The organism is Streptococcus sp. 1032 (genome assembly GCF_013277015.1).
GTDB lineage: Bacteria > Bacillota > Bacilli > Lactobacillales > Streptococcaceae > Streptococcus.
Map to the genome: position 1 here is coordinate 1 of NZ_VMMD01000011.1, position 18037 is coordinate 18037.

The 18037-nt window shown below is 39.3% G+C and carries 15 protein-coding genes; 2 read left to right on the forward strand and 13 right to left on the reverse strand.

All coding sequences use genetic code 11. The annotated features are described in order from the left end of the window. Positions 1-78: 78 nt before the first annotated feature. The 8 genes from HT711_RS02855 to argR form a co-directional block, all read right to left on the reverse strand. Entirely contained in the window at positions 79-513 is a 435-nt protein-coding gene (locus HT711_RS02855) for a cytidine deaminase (RefSeq protein ID WP_164226827.1), read from the reverse strand. Between the two features lie 13 nt (positions 514-526). Continuing rightward, a complete protein-coding gene (gene gltX, locus HT711_RS02860; protein WP_173234537.1) occupies positions 527-1987 on the reverse strand; it encodes a glutamate--tRNA ligase in 1461 nt (486 codons plus the stop codon). A gap of 127 nt (positions 1988-2114) precedes the next feature. After that, positions 2115-3464, reverse strand: coding sequence for a glucose-6-phosphate isomerase (locus HT711_RS02865; RefSeq protein ID WP_000018268.1), 1350 nt, complete (start codon positions 3462-3464; stop codon positions 2115-2117). 170 nt (positions 3465-3634) lie between these two features. After that, positions 3635-4324 (reverse strand): gamma-glutamyl-gamma-aminobutyrate hydrolase family protein, encoded by a 690-nt coding sequence (locus HT711_RS02870; protein WP_173234535.1) that lies wholly within the window; start codon positions 4322-4324, stop codon positions 3635-3637. 138 nt (positions 4325-4462) lie between these two features. Next, on the reverse strand, positions 4463-6229 hold the full coding sequence (gene patB / locus HT711_RS02875; RefSeq protein WP_112445480.1) for a multidrug efflux ABC transporter subunit PatB: 1767 nt from the start codon (positions 6227-6229) through the stop codon (positions 4463-4465). A 1-nt stretch (position 6230) separates the two neighbouring features. Beyond that, a complete protein-coding gene (gene patA / locus HT711_RS02880) occupies positions 6231-7937 on the reverse strand; it encodes a multidrug efflux ABC transporter subunit PatA (RefSeq protein WP_173234533.1) in 1707 nt (568 codons plus the stop codon). A 146-nt stretch (positions 7938-8083) separates the two neighbouring features. Then, positions 8084-10618: a DNA mismatch repair protein MutS gene (gene mutS / locus HT711_RS02885; RefSeq protein ID WP_173234531.1), complete on the reverse strand. Its 2535-nt coding sequence runs from the start codon at positions 10616-10618 to the stop codon at positions 8084-8086. Positions 10619-10668: 50 nt separating this feature from the next. Continuing rightward, positions 10669-11115 carry an arginine repressor gene (argR, locus tag HT711_RS02890; protein WP_001231476.1) on the reverse strand — a complete coding sequence of 149 codons (447 nt, stop codon included), beginning with the start codon at positions 11113-11115 and terminating at the stop codon, positions 10669-10671. A 135-nt stretch (positions 11116-11250) separates the two neighbouring features. Between argR and argS the strand changes: the two genes are divergently transcribed. Together argS and HT711_RS02900 are read left to right on the forward strand one after the other, a co-directional pair. Continuing rightward, complete coding sequence (gene argS / locus HT711_RS02895; RefSeq protein WP_173234529.1) at positions 11251-12942, forward strand: arginine--tRNA ligase; 1692 nt, start codon at positions 11251-11253, stop codon at positions 12940-12942. A gap of 587 nt (positions 12943-13529) precedes the next feature. Further along, a complete protein-coding gene (locus tag HT711_RS02900) occupies positions 13530-13775 on the forward strand; it encodes a hypothetical protein (RefSeq protein WP_000084859.1) in 246 nt (81 codons plus the stop codon). Positions 13776-13917: 142 nt separating this feature from the next. Here HT711_RS02900 and HT711_RS02905 read toward each other — a convergent pair whose 3' ends face one another. From HT711_RS02905 to HT711_RS02925, 5 genes are all read right to left on the reverse strand, one after another. Further along, complete coding sequence (locus HT711_RS02905; protein WP_049511642.1) at positions 13918-14226, reverse strand: hypothetical protein; 309 nt, start codon at positions 14224-14226, stop codon at positions 13918-13920. Positions 14227-14299: 73 nt separating this feature from the next. Then, positions 14300-14716, reverse strand: a complete 417-nt coding sequence (locus HT711_RS11210; protein ID WP_225904833.1) for a hypothetical protein — start codon at positions 14714-14716, stop codon at positions 14300-14302. A gap of 28 nt (positions 14717-14744) precedes the next feature. After that, the gene (locus HT711_RS02915; RefSeq protein ID WP_023943969.1) at positions 14745-15899 is read right to left on the reverse strand and encodes an FtsX-like permease family protein; all 1155 of its coding nucleotides are present in this window, start codon (positions 15897-15899) and stop codon (positions 14745-14747) included. After that, entirely contained in the window at positions 15889-16569 is a 681-nt protein-coding gene (locus HT711_RS02920) for an ABC transporter ATP-binding protein (RefSeq protein WP_173234527.1), read from the reverse strand. Before HT711_RS02920 ends, HT711_RS02915 begins: the two co-directional genes overlap by 11 nt. Positions 16570-16918: 349 nt before the next feature. Further along, on the reverse strand, positions 16919-17839 hold the full coding sequence (locus HT711_RS02925; protein ID WP_173234525.1) for an XRE family transcriptional regulator: 921 nt from the start codon (positions 17837-17839) through the stop codon (positions 16919-16921). Positions 17840-18037: the final 198 nt, after the last annotated feature.

An 18037-nucleotide genomic window follows, 5' to 3' on the forward strand; every position in this document is an offset into this window, starting at 1 on the left:
CTTAGTTTGGGAATTTACCTTTTTTCAAGTACAGTTTTTCAAATTATAGTAAAAAGAGCCAGAATTGTACTGACTCTTCTATTGTTCATTAAACTTAGAAGCACGTTCTTCTCCCCACCAATAGGGCATTAGTTCTGCGACTTTCACTATCTTTCTTCTATCGTAGTCCATCATGAATTCTGCATCTTTATTTTCAGCGTTCAACTCTAAAAGGAATTCTCTGCACGCTCCACAAGGCATGGCTGAACTTCCACCATAAGGTGGTTTGTCTCGAAAGGCTAATACTTTTTTAACCTTAGTTTGTCCTGAAAATTGGTACATATTGAAGAGAGCTGCCCGCTCTGCGCAGAGATGGAAAACACCACAGGTTCCCTCCATACAGAATCCTGTAAATATTTGTCCATCTTCTGCTTCTACTGCAGCTACAACATGATTGGCATAAACAAAGTCTGATACTTCATGTGGATTGTATAGCTTCTGTGCTTCTTCGTACATCTTTTCCCAGATGTCCATTATTGTACCTTTCTTACTTAGAGATTTCTTTTAGCATGTTTTCGATATGCTGGATTGATTTTTCACGACCTAACAAGAAGATAGTATCTGGCAATTCTGGTCCATGCATTTCACCTGAAACAGCGATACGAATAGGCATGAAAAGATTTTTCCCTTTAATACCTGTTTCTTTTTGGACTGCTTTAATTTGTGGGAAGATATTCTCTGCCACAAATTCATCATCTGTCATCGCTTCAAGTTTTGCTTTGAAGGCTTCAAGAACTGTTGGAACTGTTTCGCCCGCCATGACTTCGCGCTCTGCTTCTGTCAATTCTGGGAAATCTGAGAAGAAAAGATCTGTCAATGGAATAATTTCATCTACTGATTTCATTTGTGGTTTATAGAGCTCAACTAGTTTTTCAGCCTTATCAGTCAACCGGCCTGCTTCCTCTAAGAATGGTTTTGCCATTTCAAAGATAGTTTCTAGGTCTGCATTCTTGATATAATCATTGCTCATCCAGTCTAGTTTTTTCTGGTCAAAGGCTGCTGGAGACTTGCTCAGACGGTTTTCATCGAAAAGTTTAATGAGTTCTTCACGAGAGAAAATCTCATCTTCGCCACCTGGGTTCCAACCAAGAAGAGCAATAAAGTTAAAGACTGCTTCTGGTAAATAGCCTTTTTTACGGTAGTCTTCAATAAACTGAAGGGTGTTGGTGTCACGTTTAGACAATTTTTTCCCAGTTTCAGAGTTGATAATCAAAGTCATGTGACCAAACTCTGGAGCTTCCCAACCAAGTGCTTCATAAACCATGAGCTGTTTTGGTGTATTAGCAATGTGGTCGTCTCCACGGATTACGTGAGAAATTTGCATATCATGGTCATCGATGACAACGGCAAAGTTGTAAGTTGGGTAACCGTCTTTCTTTTGAATAACCCAGTCACCACCGATATTGCCACCTTCAAATTCGATATCGCCTTTGACCATATCATGCCACTTGTAGATACCTGACTCATTGACAGCCAGACGAACAGTTGGGATGATCCCTGCTGCTTCACGTTCTGAGATGTAAGCTACTTTTTCTTCTTCACTCATACCAAGGTATTCGTTGATGTAGCGAGGTGTTTCACCAGCTGCTTCTTGGCGTTCGCGTTCAGCTGCCAACTCTTCTTCTGTAACGTAAGATTTGTAAGCTTTTCCTTCAGCTAACAGTTGATCGATGTATTTTTGATACAAGTCCAAACGTTCAGACTGGCGGTAATTTTCATGTGTTTCTGGACTTTCATCCCAATCCATGCCTAACCAACGAAGGTTTTCAAGCTGTGAACGTTCACCATCCTCGACATGACGTTTACGGTCAGTATCTTCGATACGAATGATAAAAGTTCCACCGTGATGACGGGCGTAAAGGTAGTTGAATAATGCTGTACGGGCATTTCCGATGTGTAGTAGTCCTGTTGGACTTGGTGCGTAACGTACGCGGATATCTTTTGACATAGTTTCTCCTATAAAGTCTCTAGGCGTCTGCCTTTTTGCTCTCTATATTATATCACAAGTCTTGGCTGAGTCCAATTTCTATGGATAAAGAGAGTAAAAAGAGTGGACAAACCACTCTTTTCTTCTATTATAGACGTGCGTTAAGTTCTTTGCTCAATTCTTCAAATCCTGGTTTTCCAAGAAGGGCAAACATGTTACGTTTGTAAGCTTCAACACCTGGTTGGTCAAATGGGTTGATAGCATTCAAGTAACCTGAAAGAGCGATAGCCAATTCGAAGAAGTAGATTGTATAACCAAGAGTGAAAGCGTCTTGCTCTGGAAGAGTCACGTACATGTTTGGTACATCACCGTCTGTGTGGGCAAGAAGAACACCGTCAGTTGCTTTTTTGTTTACAAAGTCAACGTCTTTTCCTTGAAGGTAACCAAGTCCATCAAGGTCTTCTTCCAAGCTAGGGATAATCACGTTTTTACGAGGTTTGTCAACACGGACAACTGTTTCAAACATGATACGAGTTCCTTCTTGGATAAATTGACCAAGTGAGTGCAAGTCAGTTGAGAAGTTGGCTGAAGTTGGATAGATACCTTTTTGGTCTTTTCCTTCTGATTCACCAGCCAATTGTTTCCACCACTCTGAGAAGTATTGAAGTGATGGCTCGTAGTTTACCAAGATTTCAGTTGCATAGCCTTTACGGTAAAGGATGTTACGAACTGCTGCGTATTGGTAAGCTTCGTTTTCAGAGATTTTATCTGAAGTGTAGTCTTTGCGAGCTGCATTCGCACCTTCCATAAGGGCTTTGATGTCAGCTCCTGATGCTGCGATTGGAAGCAAACCAACGGCTGTCAATACTGAGAAGCGTCCACCGATGTCGTCTGGAACAACAAATGTTTCCCAGCCGTTAGCATCAGCTTCAACTTTAACAGCACCTTTTTGACGGTCAGTCGTTGCATAGATACGTTTGTTGGCTTCTTCTTGACCGTATTTCTTAACCAAGAGTTCTTTGAAGACACGGAAAGCGATAGCTGGTTCAGTTGTTGTACCTGATTTAGAAATCACGTTTACTGAGAAGTCTTTATCAGCTACGTACTCTACCAAGTCAGCAAGGTAAGTAGATGAGATTGAGTTTCCTGCGTAAAGGATTTGTGGAGCCTTGCGTTCTTCTTTTGTTTGCAAGTTTGCAAAGTGGTGGTTCAAGAAGTCGATTGCTGCTTTGGCACCAAGGTAAGATCCTCCGATACCAATTACAACCAAAACATCGCTGTCTGATTTGATTTGCTCAGCAGCTTTCAAGATGCGGTCAAATTCTTCACGGTCGTAGTTTTCAGGAAGATCCAACCATCCCAAGAAGTCGCTACCAGCACCAGTCCCTTTACGGATCAATTCATCTGCTGCTGTTACTTGTGATTGCATGTATTCCACTTCATGTGGTGCAACAAATTTGTCTAAAACTTTTGAATAATCAAATTTAATATGTGACATGTTATTCCTCCAATATTTCTTCTTTTCTATCATAACGCTTACCTTCGTTTTTTTCAAGTTTTTTTGTCGAATTTCTCCAATTTTTATCAGAATTCAAACGTTTGCGTAAAAATCCCACATCCCAAAAATTTTGAAAAAATAAAAGAAAGAACGACCAGATGTCCCAGTCGTTACAGTTCATTCAATAAATACTCAAATAATTCTAAATTACCATCTTCTTCATTAACCAGAAACTCTGGATGCCACTGCAAACCGATAATGCGGTGCTCATCGATAGACTCAATCGCTTCGATGGTCTGGTCTCTTGGATCAATAGCGGTTACACGGAAATTAGGTGCCAAATCTTTAATGCTTTGACGATGGACGGAATTGACCTGACTTTCTTTTCCAAATAGCTGGGCAACCACGCTTCCCTCCACTGTCTCAACAGAGTGAGATGTTCCGAAAGGTAGGCCTTGCCAGTGACCTTCGATTTCTTGATTGAGGGTTCCACCAAAGGCAACATTGACAAGTTGAACACCACGACAAATTGCCATAATTGGTTTATTCTGACGAAGCGCTTCTTTTAAGAGTGCCAATTCAAATTCATCACGCACTAGATTGTAATCATCGCTCTCAATGGTCTTTTTCTCTCCATAAAACTGAGGATGAACATTTTGGCCTCCTGTCAAAATGAGCTTGTCAATCATTTCCACATAATCGCGTACAACAGACTCATCACCAACAGGAATGACTAAAGGGAGACCGCCGACTTGACGAATGCTCTCTGCGAATCTACAAGATACAGATGAATGAATGTTTTTTCCTTCTGCGTCTACGGGACATAGATTTGCAGCAACTCCTACAACCGTTCTAGCCATGATGTCTCTCCTTTCGAATATTAACGATAGTCCTATCTTATCACTCAAAATGACTTTCGTCTAATATGTTTTTTTAAAGGTCGTGATAAAAATTTTTTATGGACAAGAAAAAGCTGCCCACATAGGACAACTTCTTCCTTATTCGAAGACAAATTGATTGTGATAGAGTTCTGAGTAAAATCCACCTAACTTCAAGAGTTCATGGTGATTACCACGTTCAATGACTTCTCCATCTTTAAGGACAATAATCTGATCTGCATTGAGAATGGTTTTCAAGCGGTGGGCAATAACGAAACTGGTTCTACCTGCTACAACCGCCTCCATGGCATGCTGAATCTTACTTTCAGTCACCGTATCTACGTTTGAAGTGGCTTCATCGAGAATGAGGACTTCTGGATCTGTCATCAGGGTTCGAGCGATAGAAATCAATTGTTTCTGTCCAGTCGAAAAGATGCTCTGCTCATCATCTATAAGAGTATCGTATTTGTCAGGTAAACTTTCGATATAGTCGTGAATATGGGTTGCTTTGGCTGCTGACTCAACCATTTCCCGACTGGCATCTGGCACACCGAAACGGATATTGTCTCGAATGGTTCCGCTAAACAAGACCGAATCTTGCAAGACAATTCCCACCTTGCTTCTGAGACTATCCAAATCATAGTCACGAATGTCTTTGCCATCAAAATAAATACCACCAGCATCAACATCATAAAAACGATTGATGAGGTTCATAATGGTCGTTTTCCCTGACCCAGTCGGACCAACAACTGCTGTCATCTGGCCTTTAGGGGCAGAAATGCTAACATCTTTCAAAATAGGTTTATCAGGCAAGTATGAAAAATCAATATGACTAATTTCAACACCTTCTTGCAACTGAGTGAAGATTGGAGCCTTTTCAGGTCGGATTTCTTCCTCTGCGTCAAACATTTCCTGAATCCGTTCAGCACCTGTAAAGGCCAACTGGAGACTTCCCCAACTAGCTGCAACTTGAATAATAGGCTGGTAGTATTGCTGAGAAAATTGGGCAAACATAACAATCAGACCTAGGGCTGTACTTGTTTCAATAGACTTATCATTCAAAAGTACAGCTGAACCAGCAAAGATAATGATGGCTGTGTTGACCAGACTCATCCCATTCATGACAGGGAAAAGAATTCCTGAAAACATTCTTCCTTTAAAGGTTGCCTTGCGCACGCGCTCATTTTGTTCAAGAAATCCTGCCATCATATCCTCTTGAATTCCTTGCACAATCACGGCTTTTTGGCCTGAGATACTCTCATCCATATAGGCGTTGAGTTTCCCTACCTCTTTTTGTTGGAGGTTGGTGTATTTGCGGGCCATTTTCACGATGAAAATCAACATAAGAAAGGCCACTGGTGTGCTGGCAATAGTGATGAGGGCCAGGGTCACATTTCTCGAAAACATGACAAGAATCAGACCAATGTATAAAACAATATTGCTCATGACCTGAACCAGACTTTCATTAAAGGCTTGGAGAATATTATCCAAATCACTGGTAAAACGAGACAGGATATCTCCATCTTGTCGGCGGTCAAAGAAAGAAACCGTCAAGCGAGCAAGCTTACCAAAGAGACCTTTACGCATCTCGTTGGTCGACTCTGCAATCACGCGCGTCATGAGACACATGTATATGACACTGGAGATAAATAGAACTAAAACCAGCAGACCAAGATTGACCATGATTCCTGATAGGCTTTGCCAAACAAGTTCTGGATTGCCATTTTGATAAGCTTGAACTAAATTAGCTAACTGCGTCACTGCTTGTCCAGAAAAGACTGGAAAGAGGGCTTGGGCAAGAGTCGCCAGAACAATCATCAGGATAACAACTACAAATGATAGCTTATAGACTTTAAAATAATTCCAAAAAAATTGAACTGTCTTCATTTTACTCCTCCTTTCCTTTCTGTGTTTCGTAGATTTCACGGTAAACGGCATTGTTGGCAACCAAGTCTGCATGCGTGCCTTGACCAATCAATCGTCCTTGATCTAGAACCAAGATCTTGTCTGCATGGACAACCGAGCTAATCTTTTGCGCGATGATAATGGTTGTTGTTCCCTTCAAGTCCTTATTCAAGGCTTCTTGAACCAGGCGCTCTGACTTGGCATCCAAGGCCGAGGTCGAATCGTCAAAAATCAGAATACGCGGATTGCTGACAATCCCACGCGCAATCGACATCCTTTGTTTTTGCCCACCAGAGAAGTTGGTTCCTCGTTCCTCAACTGGACTTTCAAAGGTTTTCTCCATACGATGAATGAATTCACTGGCTTGGGCAATATTGGCTGCACGCTCCATTTCAAATAGAGTAGCATCTCCTTTGCCCTGTCTCAAGTTATCTGCAATCGTTCCACTAAAGAGAATAGCACGTTGGAGAACGATAGAAACTGTTTTACGCAGGGTTCCTTCACTCACTTCTCGAATATCCCTGCCTCCGATTTTGATAGCCCCTTCCTGTGGGTCAAAAAGACGTGGAATCAATTGAGCCAAGGTTGATTTTCCTGCACCAGTCGCTCCAACGACACCAACCATCTGACCAGGTTCAATAGTAAAGCTCACATCTTTCAGCATCGGTTCCTTGTCCATTGGATAGGTAAAGGTCACATTTTCAAAACTAAGACTTCCGACTAACTCTTCATCTGGGACATCCTTGAAAGTCATGGCTGGCTCTGCGTCCAGAATTTCTCGAATACGACGCATGGAAATCATAGCACGACTGACAGAATTTCCTAAAAATCCAACCATAACAATGGTAAAGATAATCTGGCTTAGGTAATTGACAAAAGAAGCAATGGAGCCAACAACTGACGGATCCGACTGAACCATCCCTGCAACTAGCCAAATAGAGAGGAAAACCGCCCCGTAACCGACCAACATCATGAAAGGTTCCACTACTGAAAAGGCATAACCAATGTAAAGATTTTGACCGAGTAACTCGTCTGAAACCTCCGTAAACTTAGCAAATTGCTCTTTTTCTTGGACAAAGGACTTGACCACACGAACGCCACGCAGATTTTCCTTGGCAATGGCATTGATGCGCTCAAGAAGGGTTTGAAACTTGGCAAAACGAGGCCCCATCATTCCCATCATGACAGCAGTCAAACCAAAAATCAAGACTACCATGAGAACAATCACCCACCACAGAGAAGGTAAGGTTTGAACCGCCAGGATAAAGGAACCGATGAACAAGAGGGGAAGCCTGAAAAGAATTTGGAAGGTCATCATGACCACGTTCTGAATCTGGTTGATATCGTTGGTCATTCGAACGACTAGATTTCCCGCATTAAATTGTTCAATATTGGCATAAGAAAAGGTTTGGATTTTACAGAAGGCATCCTCCCGAAGGTCGGATGAAACTCCTTGGGCAATATAGGCTGCAAGGATAACATTGAGCCCACCAGCAACTAGACCGACCAAAGCCACACCAATCAACCAAGCCCCGATACTATAAATAGCTTCATATTTTCCAGCAAGGAGGGCGTCTAACACTTCCTGCAGGTAACGCGGTTGCAAAAGTGAACTGGCAACCATCAAGCCTGTCATCAGGAGCGAAGCCAAGGCCTGCCACTTGTAGGTTTTTATTTTCTGAATCAGCATACTTTCTCCTTAAAAAATAGACAAAAGGGAGCGACAATGCGTCAGCTCCTTTTCATTCTGTTTGTGTGATGTTATTCTAGCAAAAAAGTGGGTGATTGTCAAAGAAGTCTCCTTGATACAGCTAGACTAACTAGTGAGTCTTGGTTTTATAGTTTCTGTTTTAACTCAACTAAGACATTCATAGCCTGCATAGGTGTCATATTGTAAACATCCAGTTTAGCTAATTCTTCTAGGATAGGATGTTCTTCAGTCGTATCAAAGAGTGAAATCTGTTCTGTGACAGCACTTGTTTGCCTCACGGGAGCAGGACTTTCTGTCCCTTGATTCTCTAACTGAGTCAAAATCTTATCCGCCCTTGCTAAAAGGTCTGCCGGCAAGCCAGCAATCTTGGCAACATGGATACCGTAGGATTTATCAGCTGGCCCTGGTTCAATCTTGTGAAGGAAGGTAACCTGCCCATCCTGTTCCAAAGTTGCCACGTGGACATTGACTAAGTGTTCCAAGCTAGACTCCAGACTAGTCAACTCATGGTAGTGGGTCGCAAAGAGGGTCTTGGCTCCGATATGTTCATGAATGTATTCGATGATGGACTGAGCAAGAGCCATACCATCATAAGTTGCAGTTCCCCGTCCCAATTCATCAAAAAGAATCAAGGAATTTTTGGTCGCATGCGAAATGGCATTATTGGCCTCCATCATCTCCACCATGAAGGTTGATTGACCTGAAACCAAGTCATCTGCTGCTCCGATACGGGTAAAAATCGCATCAAAAATCGGTAAATGGGCGCTTTCAGCAGGAACATAGGAACCCAGCTGGGCCATAACCGCCGTCATGGCTAACTGACGCATATAGGTTGACTTCCCGCTCATGTTGGGCCCTGTAATCAGTTGAATACTGGTATCTTCTGCCATCTGAATCGTATTGGGAATATAGGTCTGAGCCCCCATAACCTTTTCAACGACAGCATGGCGCCCTTTCTGGATATCAATTCGCGAATCATCTCCGAATTCAGGTCGAATCAAATGCTGGGTTTCAGCTACAACCGCCAGACTTTGCAAGACATCAACTGTCGCAATTCCTTGAGCTAAAGCCTGCAAACGCTGGATATACTTGCTGACCTCTTCACGAATACGCATAAAAATTTCGTATTCGAGATTGGCTGACTTCTCACGCGCCTCCAGCATATCTCCCTCGATACGCGCTAATTCTTCGGTTCCAAAGCGTTCTGAGTTTTTCAGCGTCGCCTTGCGGAAAAAGTGAGCAGGCACATTTCCCAGTTGCGAATTGGTCACATGGAAATAGTAGCCATCCTTTTTATTGTAGTCAATCTTGAGCGTACTGATACCAGAGTTTTCTCGCTCCTTAGCCTCAATCTCAGCAATCCAACCAGTCCCTTCTCTGAGAACGCGACGGTACTTGTCTAAGGTCTCATCAAATCCAGTTCGGATAATTCCCCCATCTGTAATCACATGAGGAGCTTCAGGAGCAATCGCTGCGCTAATCAAACTCTCCAACTCAGGGATTCCATCCAGTTGTTCGATGAGATAAGCTAAAGCAGGTTGCTCCATCCCTTCTAAAATCGCACGAATCCGTGGCACACTGGACAAGGTAGTCGCCAGCTGCAAGAGATCCTTGGGATTGGTCTTGCCAAAAGAAACACGACTAGCCAAGCGTTCGATATCATAAACACCCTTGAGACTGTCTGTCAAATCACTGCGCTCAAAAAAGTGATCAAGAAAGACCTGCACCACTTCTTGACGTTGGACGATTCGTTCCTTATCAATCAAGGGGCGATGAATCCAAGAACGCAAGAGACGCATACCCATAGCCGTCTTGGTTTCATCCAAAAGCCAGAAAAGACTGCCTTGCTTCTTGCCTGAACGAGCATTCTCAACCAAATCCAGACTAGCCTTGGTCGCATAATCCATCTGCAAAAAATCTTTGATTTCATAGCGGATAACAGGCTTGAGGTGGTTCAATTCCCTCATCTGAGTCCGATGAACATACTGGAGCAATTTACTAGATGCCGCTTGCTCCACAGCTGCCAATCGTGAATCCAGCAAATGAAGGTCTTCAAAGCCTTCTTTTTCATAGGAAAGTACCAGATTCATCTGACGACTAAGGATTTGTTCATCTTCCTCAGACAAGTCATAGCCCAGCACCACTTCTCGCGCCTTGAGATTACGGATTTCCCCACAAACCAGTGTGAAATCCAAAAGACCTGTCACATAAAAGTCACCCGTCACCAGGTCCATATAAGCTAAGCCAAATTGATTGCCATCTCGATCTATGGCAACCAAGAAGTTGTTCTGACTATCCGGCTTACTGCTATCGACCACTGTCCCTGGCGTAATGACTTGAACAACCTCTCGTTTCACAACCCCAACTGCTTGTTTAGGATCTTCCATCTGTTCTGCGATAGCCACCTTATAACCCTGCTCAATCAAGACATCGATATACTGTTGGGCAGAATGATAGGGAACACCCGCCATAGGAATCGGATTGTCGGCATTCTTGTTGCGACTCGTTAAGGAAATTTCCAGAATCTGCGCAGCATTGACCGCATCCTCATAAAATAATTCATAAAAATCACCCATCCGAAAGAGCAAAAAAGCATCTGGATATTGCTTTTTAATATCCACATACTGTTGCATGCCGGGTGATAGCTTTTCTGTCGCCATTTTCCGTCTCTCCTTGTCAAAAATAAGTCTTGAGAGCAACTCCCAAGACCTTACTTATCTTTCATCAAATCTAGCAAACGATCTTCCATGAGTTTGGCAACGTGCTGGTCTCGACAAATAACCAATAAGGTATTGGCACCAGCAACTGTTCCTAAAATCCATTCATCCTTGTTTGCATCTACAATATTTGCCAAAACAGAGGCTTCGCCCAATTTGGTATGAAGCACCAAGGTAAACTCTGCTCTTGCAACACCTTCTAAATGATGAGACAAAAATTCCACCAAATCAATCTTTTCTGTCTCATTTGCTAGTACATAATACACCATATCATTTTTCTTGACCTTGGTCAAGCCGATTTCGCGCAAATCACGAGACAGGGTTGTCTGCGTCACAAAAACATTGTGCGCCTCCAACCGATCTTGAATTTCTTTTTGTGTACTTAATTTCTCCTCAGTAATCATTTTTTTTATTAACTGATGACGATCTCTTTTTCTCATAAAATCCTCTTATGTGAATATTTATAACTATTTTTATAACTATATTATACCAAAAAAATAGGAGATTTCAAAAATTTTTTCTTCTTTCTTTAAAATTGTGATAAAATAGTAGAAAAGTCCAAAAAGGAGCTCTTAATGAATACAAAAGAATTGATTGCTAGCGAGTTGGCTAGCGTCATTGATAGCCTGGACCAAGAGGCTATTTTAAATTTACTGGAAACCCCTAAAAACTCAGAAATGGGAGACATTGCTTTCCCTGCTTTTTCTCTTGCAAAAGTCGAACGTAAAGCACCTCAAATGATTGCGGCTGAACTGGCTGAAAAAATTAACAGCCAAGCCTTTGAAAAAGTTGTCGCAACAGGACCTTACGTTAACTTTTTCCTTGATAAATCTGCCATTTCTGCTCAAGTATTGCAAGCTGTTATCACTGAAAAAGAACACTATGCTGACCAAAACATTGGTAAACAAGAAAATGTTGTTATCGATATGTCTAGTCCCAATATCGCTAAACCATTTTCTATTGGTCACCTGCGCTCAACTGTCATCGGAGATAGCTTATCACATATTTTCCAAAAAATCGGTTATCAAACGGTCAAGATCAACCATTTGGGAGACTGGGGTAAACAGTTTGGAATGCTGATTGTAGCCTACAAAAAATGGGGCGACGAAGAAGCTGTAAAAGCTCATCCAATTGATGAACTTCTTAAACTCTATGTCCGCATCAATGCTGAGGCTGAAAATGACCCTAGCTTGGATGAAGAAGCACGCGAATGGTTCCGTAAACTTGAAAATGGAGACGAGGAAGCTCTCGCACTTTGGCAATGGTTCCGTGATGAAAGTTTGGTAGAATTTAACCGTCTTTACAATGAATTGCAAGTCGAATTTGACAGCTACAATGGGGAAGCCTTCTACAACGATAAGATGGATGCTGTTGTAGACATTCTTTCTGAAAAAGGCCTTCTTGTTGAATCAGAGGGTGCCCAAGTTGTCAACCTTGAGAAATACGGAATTGAACATCCAGCCCTTATCAAGAAATCTGATGGTGCAACTCTCTATATCACTCGTGACTTGGCTGCAGCTCTTTACCGTAAAAACGAATACCAATTTGCCAAATCTATCTACGTAGTTGGTCAAGAACAATCTGCCCACTTTAAACAGCTCAAAGCTGTCTTGCAAGAAATGGGCTACGACTGGAGTGACGACATTACTCACGTTCCTTTTGGTTTGGTTACCAAAGAAGGGAAAAAACTCTCTACTCGTAAAGGGAATGTCATCTTGCTAGAGCCTACAGTTGCAGAGGCCGTTAGTCGTGCCAAAACCCAAATCGAAGCTAAAAATCCTGAACTTGAAAATAAAGACCAAGTAGCGCATGCTGTTGGGGTTGGAGCCATTAAATTCTATGACCTCAAAACCGACCGTACAAATGGATACGACTTCGACCTAGAAGCTATGGTATCCTTCGAGGGTGAAACTGGGCCTTACGTTCAATATGCCTACGCTCGTATCCAATCGATCTTACGTAAAGCGGATTTCAAACCAGAAACAGCTGGCAACTATAGCTTGAATGATACTGAAAGCTGGGAAATCATCAAACTCATCCAAGACTTCCCACGTATTATCAACCGTGCGGCGGATAACTTTGAACCTTCTATCATTGCTAAATTTGCAATTAGCCTGGCTCAAGCCTTCAACAAATATTATGCACATACACGTATCTTGGATGAAAGCCCAGAACGCGACAGCCGTCTAGCCCTTAGCTACGCAACCGCAGTCGTTCTCAAAGAAGCCCTTCGCTTGCTTGGAGTAGAAGCACCAGAGAAGATGTAAATCGTTACAAGAGACTGGAACTAAAGTTCCTAGTCTCTTGACGGCAATCGCTATATGGCGAATTGCCTAAACGCTTCACTAATTCACCTAACCAAATAATATCGATTTGGTTAGGCTCATGTCGTAATCTTTTAATCACTTTATTGTAAAGTAGTCTAAGTAACTAAGACCAAATCCTATGCGGACTTTGGCTAGGCGCTTCACTAGTTTTAGGACATAAATATGATCGATTTATGTCCTAAAACGTCGTAATCTTAAAGTTATTGGAACTAAAGTTCCTAATTGTTGGACGCTAGCCGCTTAGATGCGGACTAGCTAACTGCTTCACTAGTCATAATCAGAGACACTTGTCTAAACACTTCACTAATTCACCTAACCAAATAATATCGATTTGGTTAGGCTCATGTCGTAATCTTTTAATCACTTGATTGCAAAGTAATCTAAGTAACTTACACTAAAGCCTATACGGATTTTGGTTTAGAGGCCTATCAAAAATCTTATCAAGTTTTGTTGGCTTGTTCTGCTATTTTAGATCCACTAAATCGATTTATTCACTATTACTTCTTTATCATACAGGGAGATATTCTATGAGCCAATATGCTTATATCCTCGTTGTAATTAGCTTGGTGTTCCTTTTTCTGCTCAATAAGTACGAAAAGGAGAGACTGCAAAGGCTCTACCAAGAACAACTTTTGAAGGATGAAACATTCAGGGCTGACATCAAGGAGAAAATTCACACGACTGAAAATATCAATGATGTCATTGCTTACATCAATAAAACTTATCATCTGGGAATGTTGCTATCAAAAGACATTACAGATCAATTGAAATAAACCTAGCTATTCTTTAAGAAATATGAAAACCGAGACTATGAGTTTAATACTGAGTCTCGGTTTTTAGTATGTTCAATTGAAACAAGTGTTGAAAACTTGTTGTAGCAATTCTAATATAGGGATGGATAGACTTTCAAAAATATCATTTACAAATATTTTTAAAGAAATTAAACTCTCTATATTTACTATTCTTATAGACTGTTAAATCAACATCCTCTACAACTTCTTTCACATCTATATTGACATCATAGGGCAAAGAAAGAAAATCTAAATTATAAAATTCTGTACTCATCTCTTTTAAAATAAGAAGGTCTAACAAGTAGTCCTCCACTCTGATTTCAACTTGAATTGTCTTAGACATGAAATTTTTTAGAATCATAAAGTCCTTTACTTGCTTTCTTTTAGGACTGATATACTCAAATCTTTTTCGTTCAAAAATAATTTTCTCCAAATGTTACACCATTTCAATAATATCATTTTCTAAATAACTGCAGAAGCAATTCTTCTTTTTAATGCAGGCTTCATTAAAATTTCCCTTGTTTAATTCTCCCAAAACATTTTGAAATAGTGCAAATAAAAGCTCCTAGTAAAAATTCCTGTAGGAAAAATCCAAAATAAGTTCCTAACTGTAAATTTCTATTGAATGTAAATACGGAAGTTTCAGATTGAATCGTATTTTGTTCTATAAGCGTCATAGGAGTAACCCTGAAAATTCCAAACATCATTAAGGCATAGATCATTCCAAAAATAATTAATAGCACCCAGCTATGCTTACTCCTAGAAGAAATACTTCCCGATAACAAAGCTAATACTATTGACGGTATAATTTGTACAAACAGCATAAATTGAAAAAGATTAAAATTATCTAGTGTAAAAAAACATATTGTAAATTCCACAATTAGTAATAGAGAAAATACTCTATCTATTTTTGTAAATTTCATTCTACCTCCTTTAAATTCACATCCATCATTACCTTAGACCCTCAATAACATTTTTATTTGCTGCAACCATTGCAGGCATAATACTAAATACAATTCCAAATACGCCCGTTGTGAATAGAGTAATCAAAATATGATCCAGAGTTAATGTCGTAACAAAACCACTCATGTTCATTAAAACAACAAATAATGTCGCTACTCCAATACCAGTTATAGCTCCCAGAAGCGATAAAAGAATCCCCTCCATCATATATGATTGATAAATATCAGATTTTTTAGCTCCCAAAGCTCGACGAATGGCTATCTCCTTACTACGTTCGCTAACAGAAGACAACATAGCATTCATAACCCCAAAACCAGCTACAAAAATTGAAATACTTGATAAAAGTGCAATGAAATTTAATATTGTAGTAGCTTGGGCCTTTGTTTCCTCATATACCCTTCTATTATCTATATATCCATAAGTTCCTTCCTTGCGGAATATTCCATAAGTATCTAAAGCAGATAAAGCCTTATTAATATTCTCCAACTGATTAGTTTCTACTACTAACTCATCAAAATATTCCCTTCCTCCTAAAAGTAACTCTTTGATTTCATTGGTAACCAATAAAGAAGGTAATCTTTCATTAACAGCTGATCCATAATATATTGCCTGAATTGGATATTCTTTTCCAGATATATTGATAGTCTCTCCTAAAAAAGTTTCAATATTTTCCTTTCTAGTCAATGACATGAGAGCCTTATCGCTAATAGCGACACCTCCATCTAGTTCCTCTAATGCTCTTCCTTTTAATAAAGCAGGCACAACTAAACCATTCTTATTCAAATCGCCCAATGTTCGAAAACTAAGATTCTGCTTAGAATCATTAAAATACGTTTCAGCATACAAGGCATAAGAGCTGGAAGAAAGTCTTGCATGTTTTCCAATAGTTTGCTCAACCAATTGTTTATCTTCCTGTGTAAACCCTCTAATATCCAACATATTCTGAGGAGTATAAGTCATTGTTGCTGTGTCTTCTTCTATCTTTAAATCATTACCTAATGTAGAAGTTGTATAGGAAGAACTTGATAGTATTACTAATAAAACAAATGTTGCCACTGTGATGGCTAAGGATGTCAGAATACTTTGTCTTTTATTCCTCTTTAACAGTTTTAGAGTATCTATTAACAGCTTTTTAAACTTCATGTAATCCTTCTCCTTCAGATGTTAGATACCCATTTTTCATTCGATACCTTGTTCTACAATGACTGGCAACAAACTCATCGTGAGTTACTACAATAATTGTCGTTCCAGAATGATTCAAATTTTGTAGAATTTGCAATATCTCATTCCTATTTTTCTCATCTAATGCACCTGTAGGTTCATCTGCTATAAGAAATCTAGGTTTATGAGCAAGAGCTCTAATTAAAGCAACTCGTTGCTTCTGTCCGCCTGATAAATGACTTGGGTACTCATTCATCTTATCTATAAGTCCTAAGTCTTGTAATAAACTATCAATGTATTCTATATCTGGCTGTTGGTCAGAATATAGGAATGATAATAAAATATTTTCTTTAACAGTATATTCATCAATAAGATGAAATTGTTGAAAAACAAATCCAATATCACGATTACGGTAATTTGCTTGTTGATTTTCATTTAACTTCTCAATACTTTTTCCGTCTAATATATATTCTCCTTCAAATTCAGAATCAATCAGTCCCAAAATATTGATAAATGTCGATTTGCCCGAACCTGATGGTCCCATTATCGATACAAATTCTCCTTCAACTACCTTAAAATTTATTTCTCTTAAGACATTATTTTTTAGCGTCCCTTGTCCGTAACTTTTACTAATATTTTTTAGTTCTAACATAGACCTTCCCATTCTATCTTTATTATTTATAAATCCAAAAAATGGCAACAACTAGCACTAACATATGTTCTCTCCTTATTTTTTCTACAGGATTATTATACTTCTATGTTACACATTCTCCAAGGTCATAAATGTCACTAATTTCAACAACTTATCTACTAATAAGTACTCAATTAGTATAAAAAGGAACTCGATACGAACTCAATCTAAGGGAAAAACATAATAACTCTTTAAATGATAAAACGCATAATATCAAGTTTTTAAACACCTGATATCATGCGTTTTTATGATTTCGAAAACTTTCTCTCGATCTTTTTAACTAGTGACATTTTTGTCACTTTTTTATTTTCTAATGTTTATTTTTAAAAAAATCCTGGAGGTCATGTTGCCATTGTTTTTCTAGCTGTTCTATCAAATGACGATTATCAATCATTCTAGCAAATATTTTTGCTTCTTGAAAATAATTTTCAACTACTGGATAATCTTTTTTTACAAATAATGCATAGCGCCACTCCCATAGTCGAATAATTGGTTTTTTCTGATAGTCGTATGATTTTGAGGTAATTTCATTTAATTTATAAAGAATATCTTCAAATTGACTGTAATTAGCAATTTTTTCAAATATTCCTAACAACAAAAGTAATGAATCTCTGATTAGAAATGAATATTCAATATCAAACATCTCAACTTGTTGTAAAATTTTATCAGCTATTACTAAGAAGGTATTCACTTCAATCTCATCTATTATTGTATCTTGGTGTACTAATCTTACCAAAAATAGCTTTATGATTAAAATATCGTTAACTTCATATTTTGATTTCAACAAAATGTGATCGAAATACTCTTGTAAAATCATTCCTAAATTGCTATCATCATTCCACCAACCAAAGTCATCATATGCTTGTAAAACATCTATGATAAATCTTTCTTCCTCAGGTAGCCTATCATAATACTCTTCAAAAATATTATCAAAAACACTCTCTTTCTTTTGGGCGATAGTTTCATCTTCGTATGTAGGAGTCCTCATCAAGAAATACTTCAATTCTAGGTATTCCTTATCCAACTCTATATAACTTGGCATCAACTTGTAATCTTCAACCCCCAAACGTTCAGCGATATATTTTAACTTTGTTAGTGTTGGTCTGGATTCTCCATTTTCAATTCTAATTAATTGGCGGATACTTAATTCAGACTCATCACCACAAAATTCTGAACGACTGATTTTTTTAGCCAAACGTAATCTTTTAATTTTTTCGCCAAACTCTCGCAACCTACAAGAACCTCCTGAGTTGTTTACCTCTATTATAGCATATATTGAATCAAACTATCTATCAGATTTCTTCTCACTTTAACTAAAGACTAAGAGTTTATCCCTTCGTCTCGGTTTTTGTGTATTTTTGAAGTCACAAAGCCACCATACCCCAGCAATGCAAGTGCAAAATCCCCTAGAATATGATAGAATAAGAGA

Bases quoted from the DNA above. Each gene is read 5' to 3' on its own strand.
- HT711_RS02920 (WP_173234527.1), bottom strand. From the start codon at position 16,569: ATGTTAGAACTAAAAAATATTAGTAAAAGTTACGGACAAGGGACGCTA.
- HT711_RS02900 (WP_000084859.1), top strand. From the start codon at position 13,530: ATGAGCCAATATGCTTATATCCTCGTTGTAATTAGCTTGGTGTTCCTT.
- HT711_RS11210 (WP_225904833.1), bottom strand. From the start codon at position 14,716: ATGAAATTTACAAAAATAGATAGAGTATTTTCTCTATTACTAATTGTG.
- patA (WP_173234533.1), bottom strand. From the start codon at position 7,937: ATGCTGATTCAGAAAATAAAAACCTACAAGTGGCAGGCCTTGGCTTCG.
- gltX (WP_173234537.1), bottom strand. From the start codon at position 1,987: ATGTCAAAAGATATCCGCGTACGTTACGCACCAAGTCCAACAGGACTA.
- mutS (WP_173234531.1), bottom strand. From the start codon at position 10,618: ATGGCGACAGAAAAGCTATCACCCGGCATGCAACAGTATGTGGATATT.
- patB (WP_112445480.1), bottom strand. From the start codon at position 6,229: ATGAAGACAGTTCAATTTTTTTGGAATTATTTTAAAGTCTATAAGCTA.
- argR (WP_001231476.1), bottom strand. From the start codon at position 11,115: ATGAGAAAAAGAGATCGTCATCAGTTAATAAAAAAAATGATTACTGAG.
- HT711_RS02915 (WP_023943969.1), bottom strand. From the start codon at position 15,899: ATGAAGTTTAAAAAGCTGTTAATAGATACTCTAAAACTGTTAAAGAGG.
- HT711_RS02865 (WP_000018268.1), bottom strand. From the start codon at position 3,464: ATGTCACATATTAAATTTGATTATTCAAAAGTTTTAGACAAATTTGTT.
- HT711_RS02855 (WP_164226827.1), bottom strand. From the start codon at position 513: ATGGACATCTGGGAAAAGATGTACGAAGAAGCACAGAAGCTATACAAT.
- argS (WP_173234529.1), top strand. From the start codon at position 11,251: ATGAATACAAAAGAATTGATTGCTAGCGAGTTGGCTAGCGTCATTGAT.
- HT711_RS02870 (WP_173234535.1), bottom strand. From the start codon at position 4,324: ATGGCTAGAACGGTTGTAGGAGTTGCTGCAAATCTATGTCCCGTAGAC.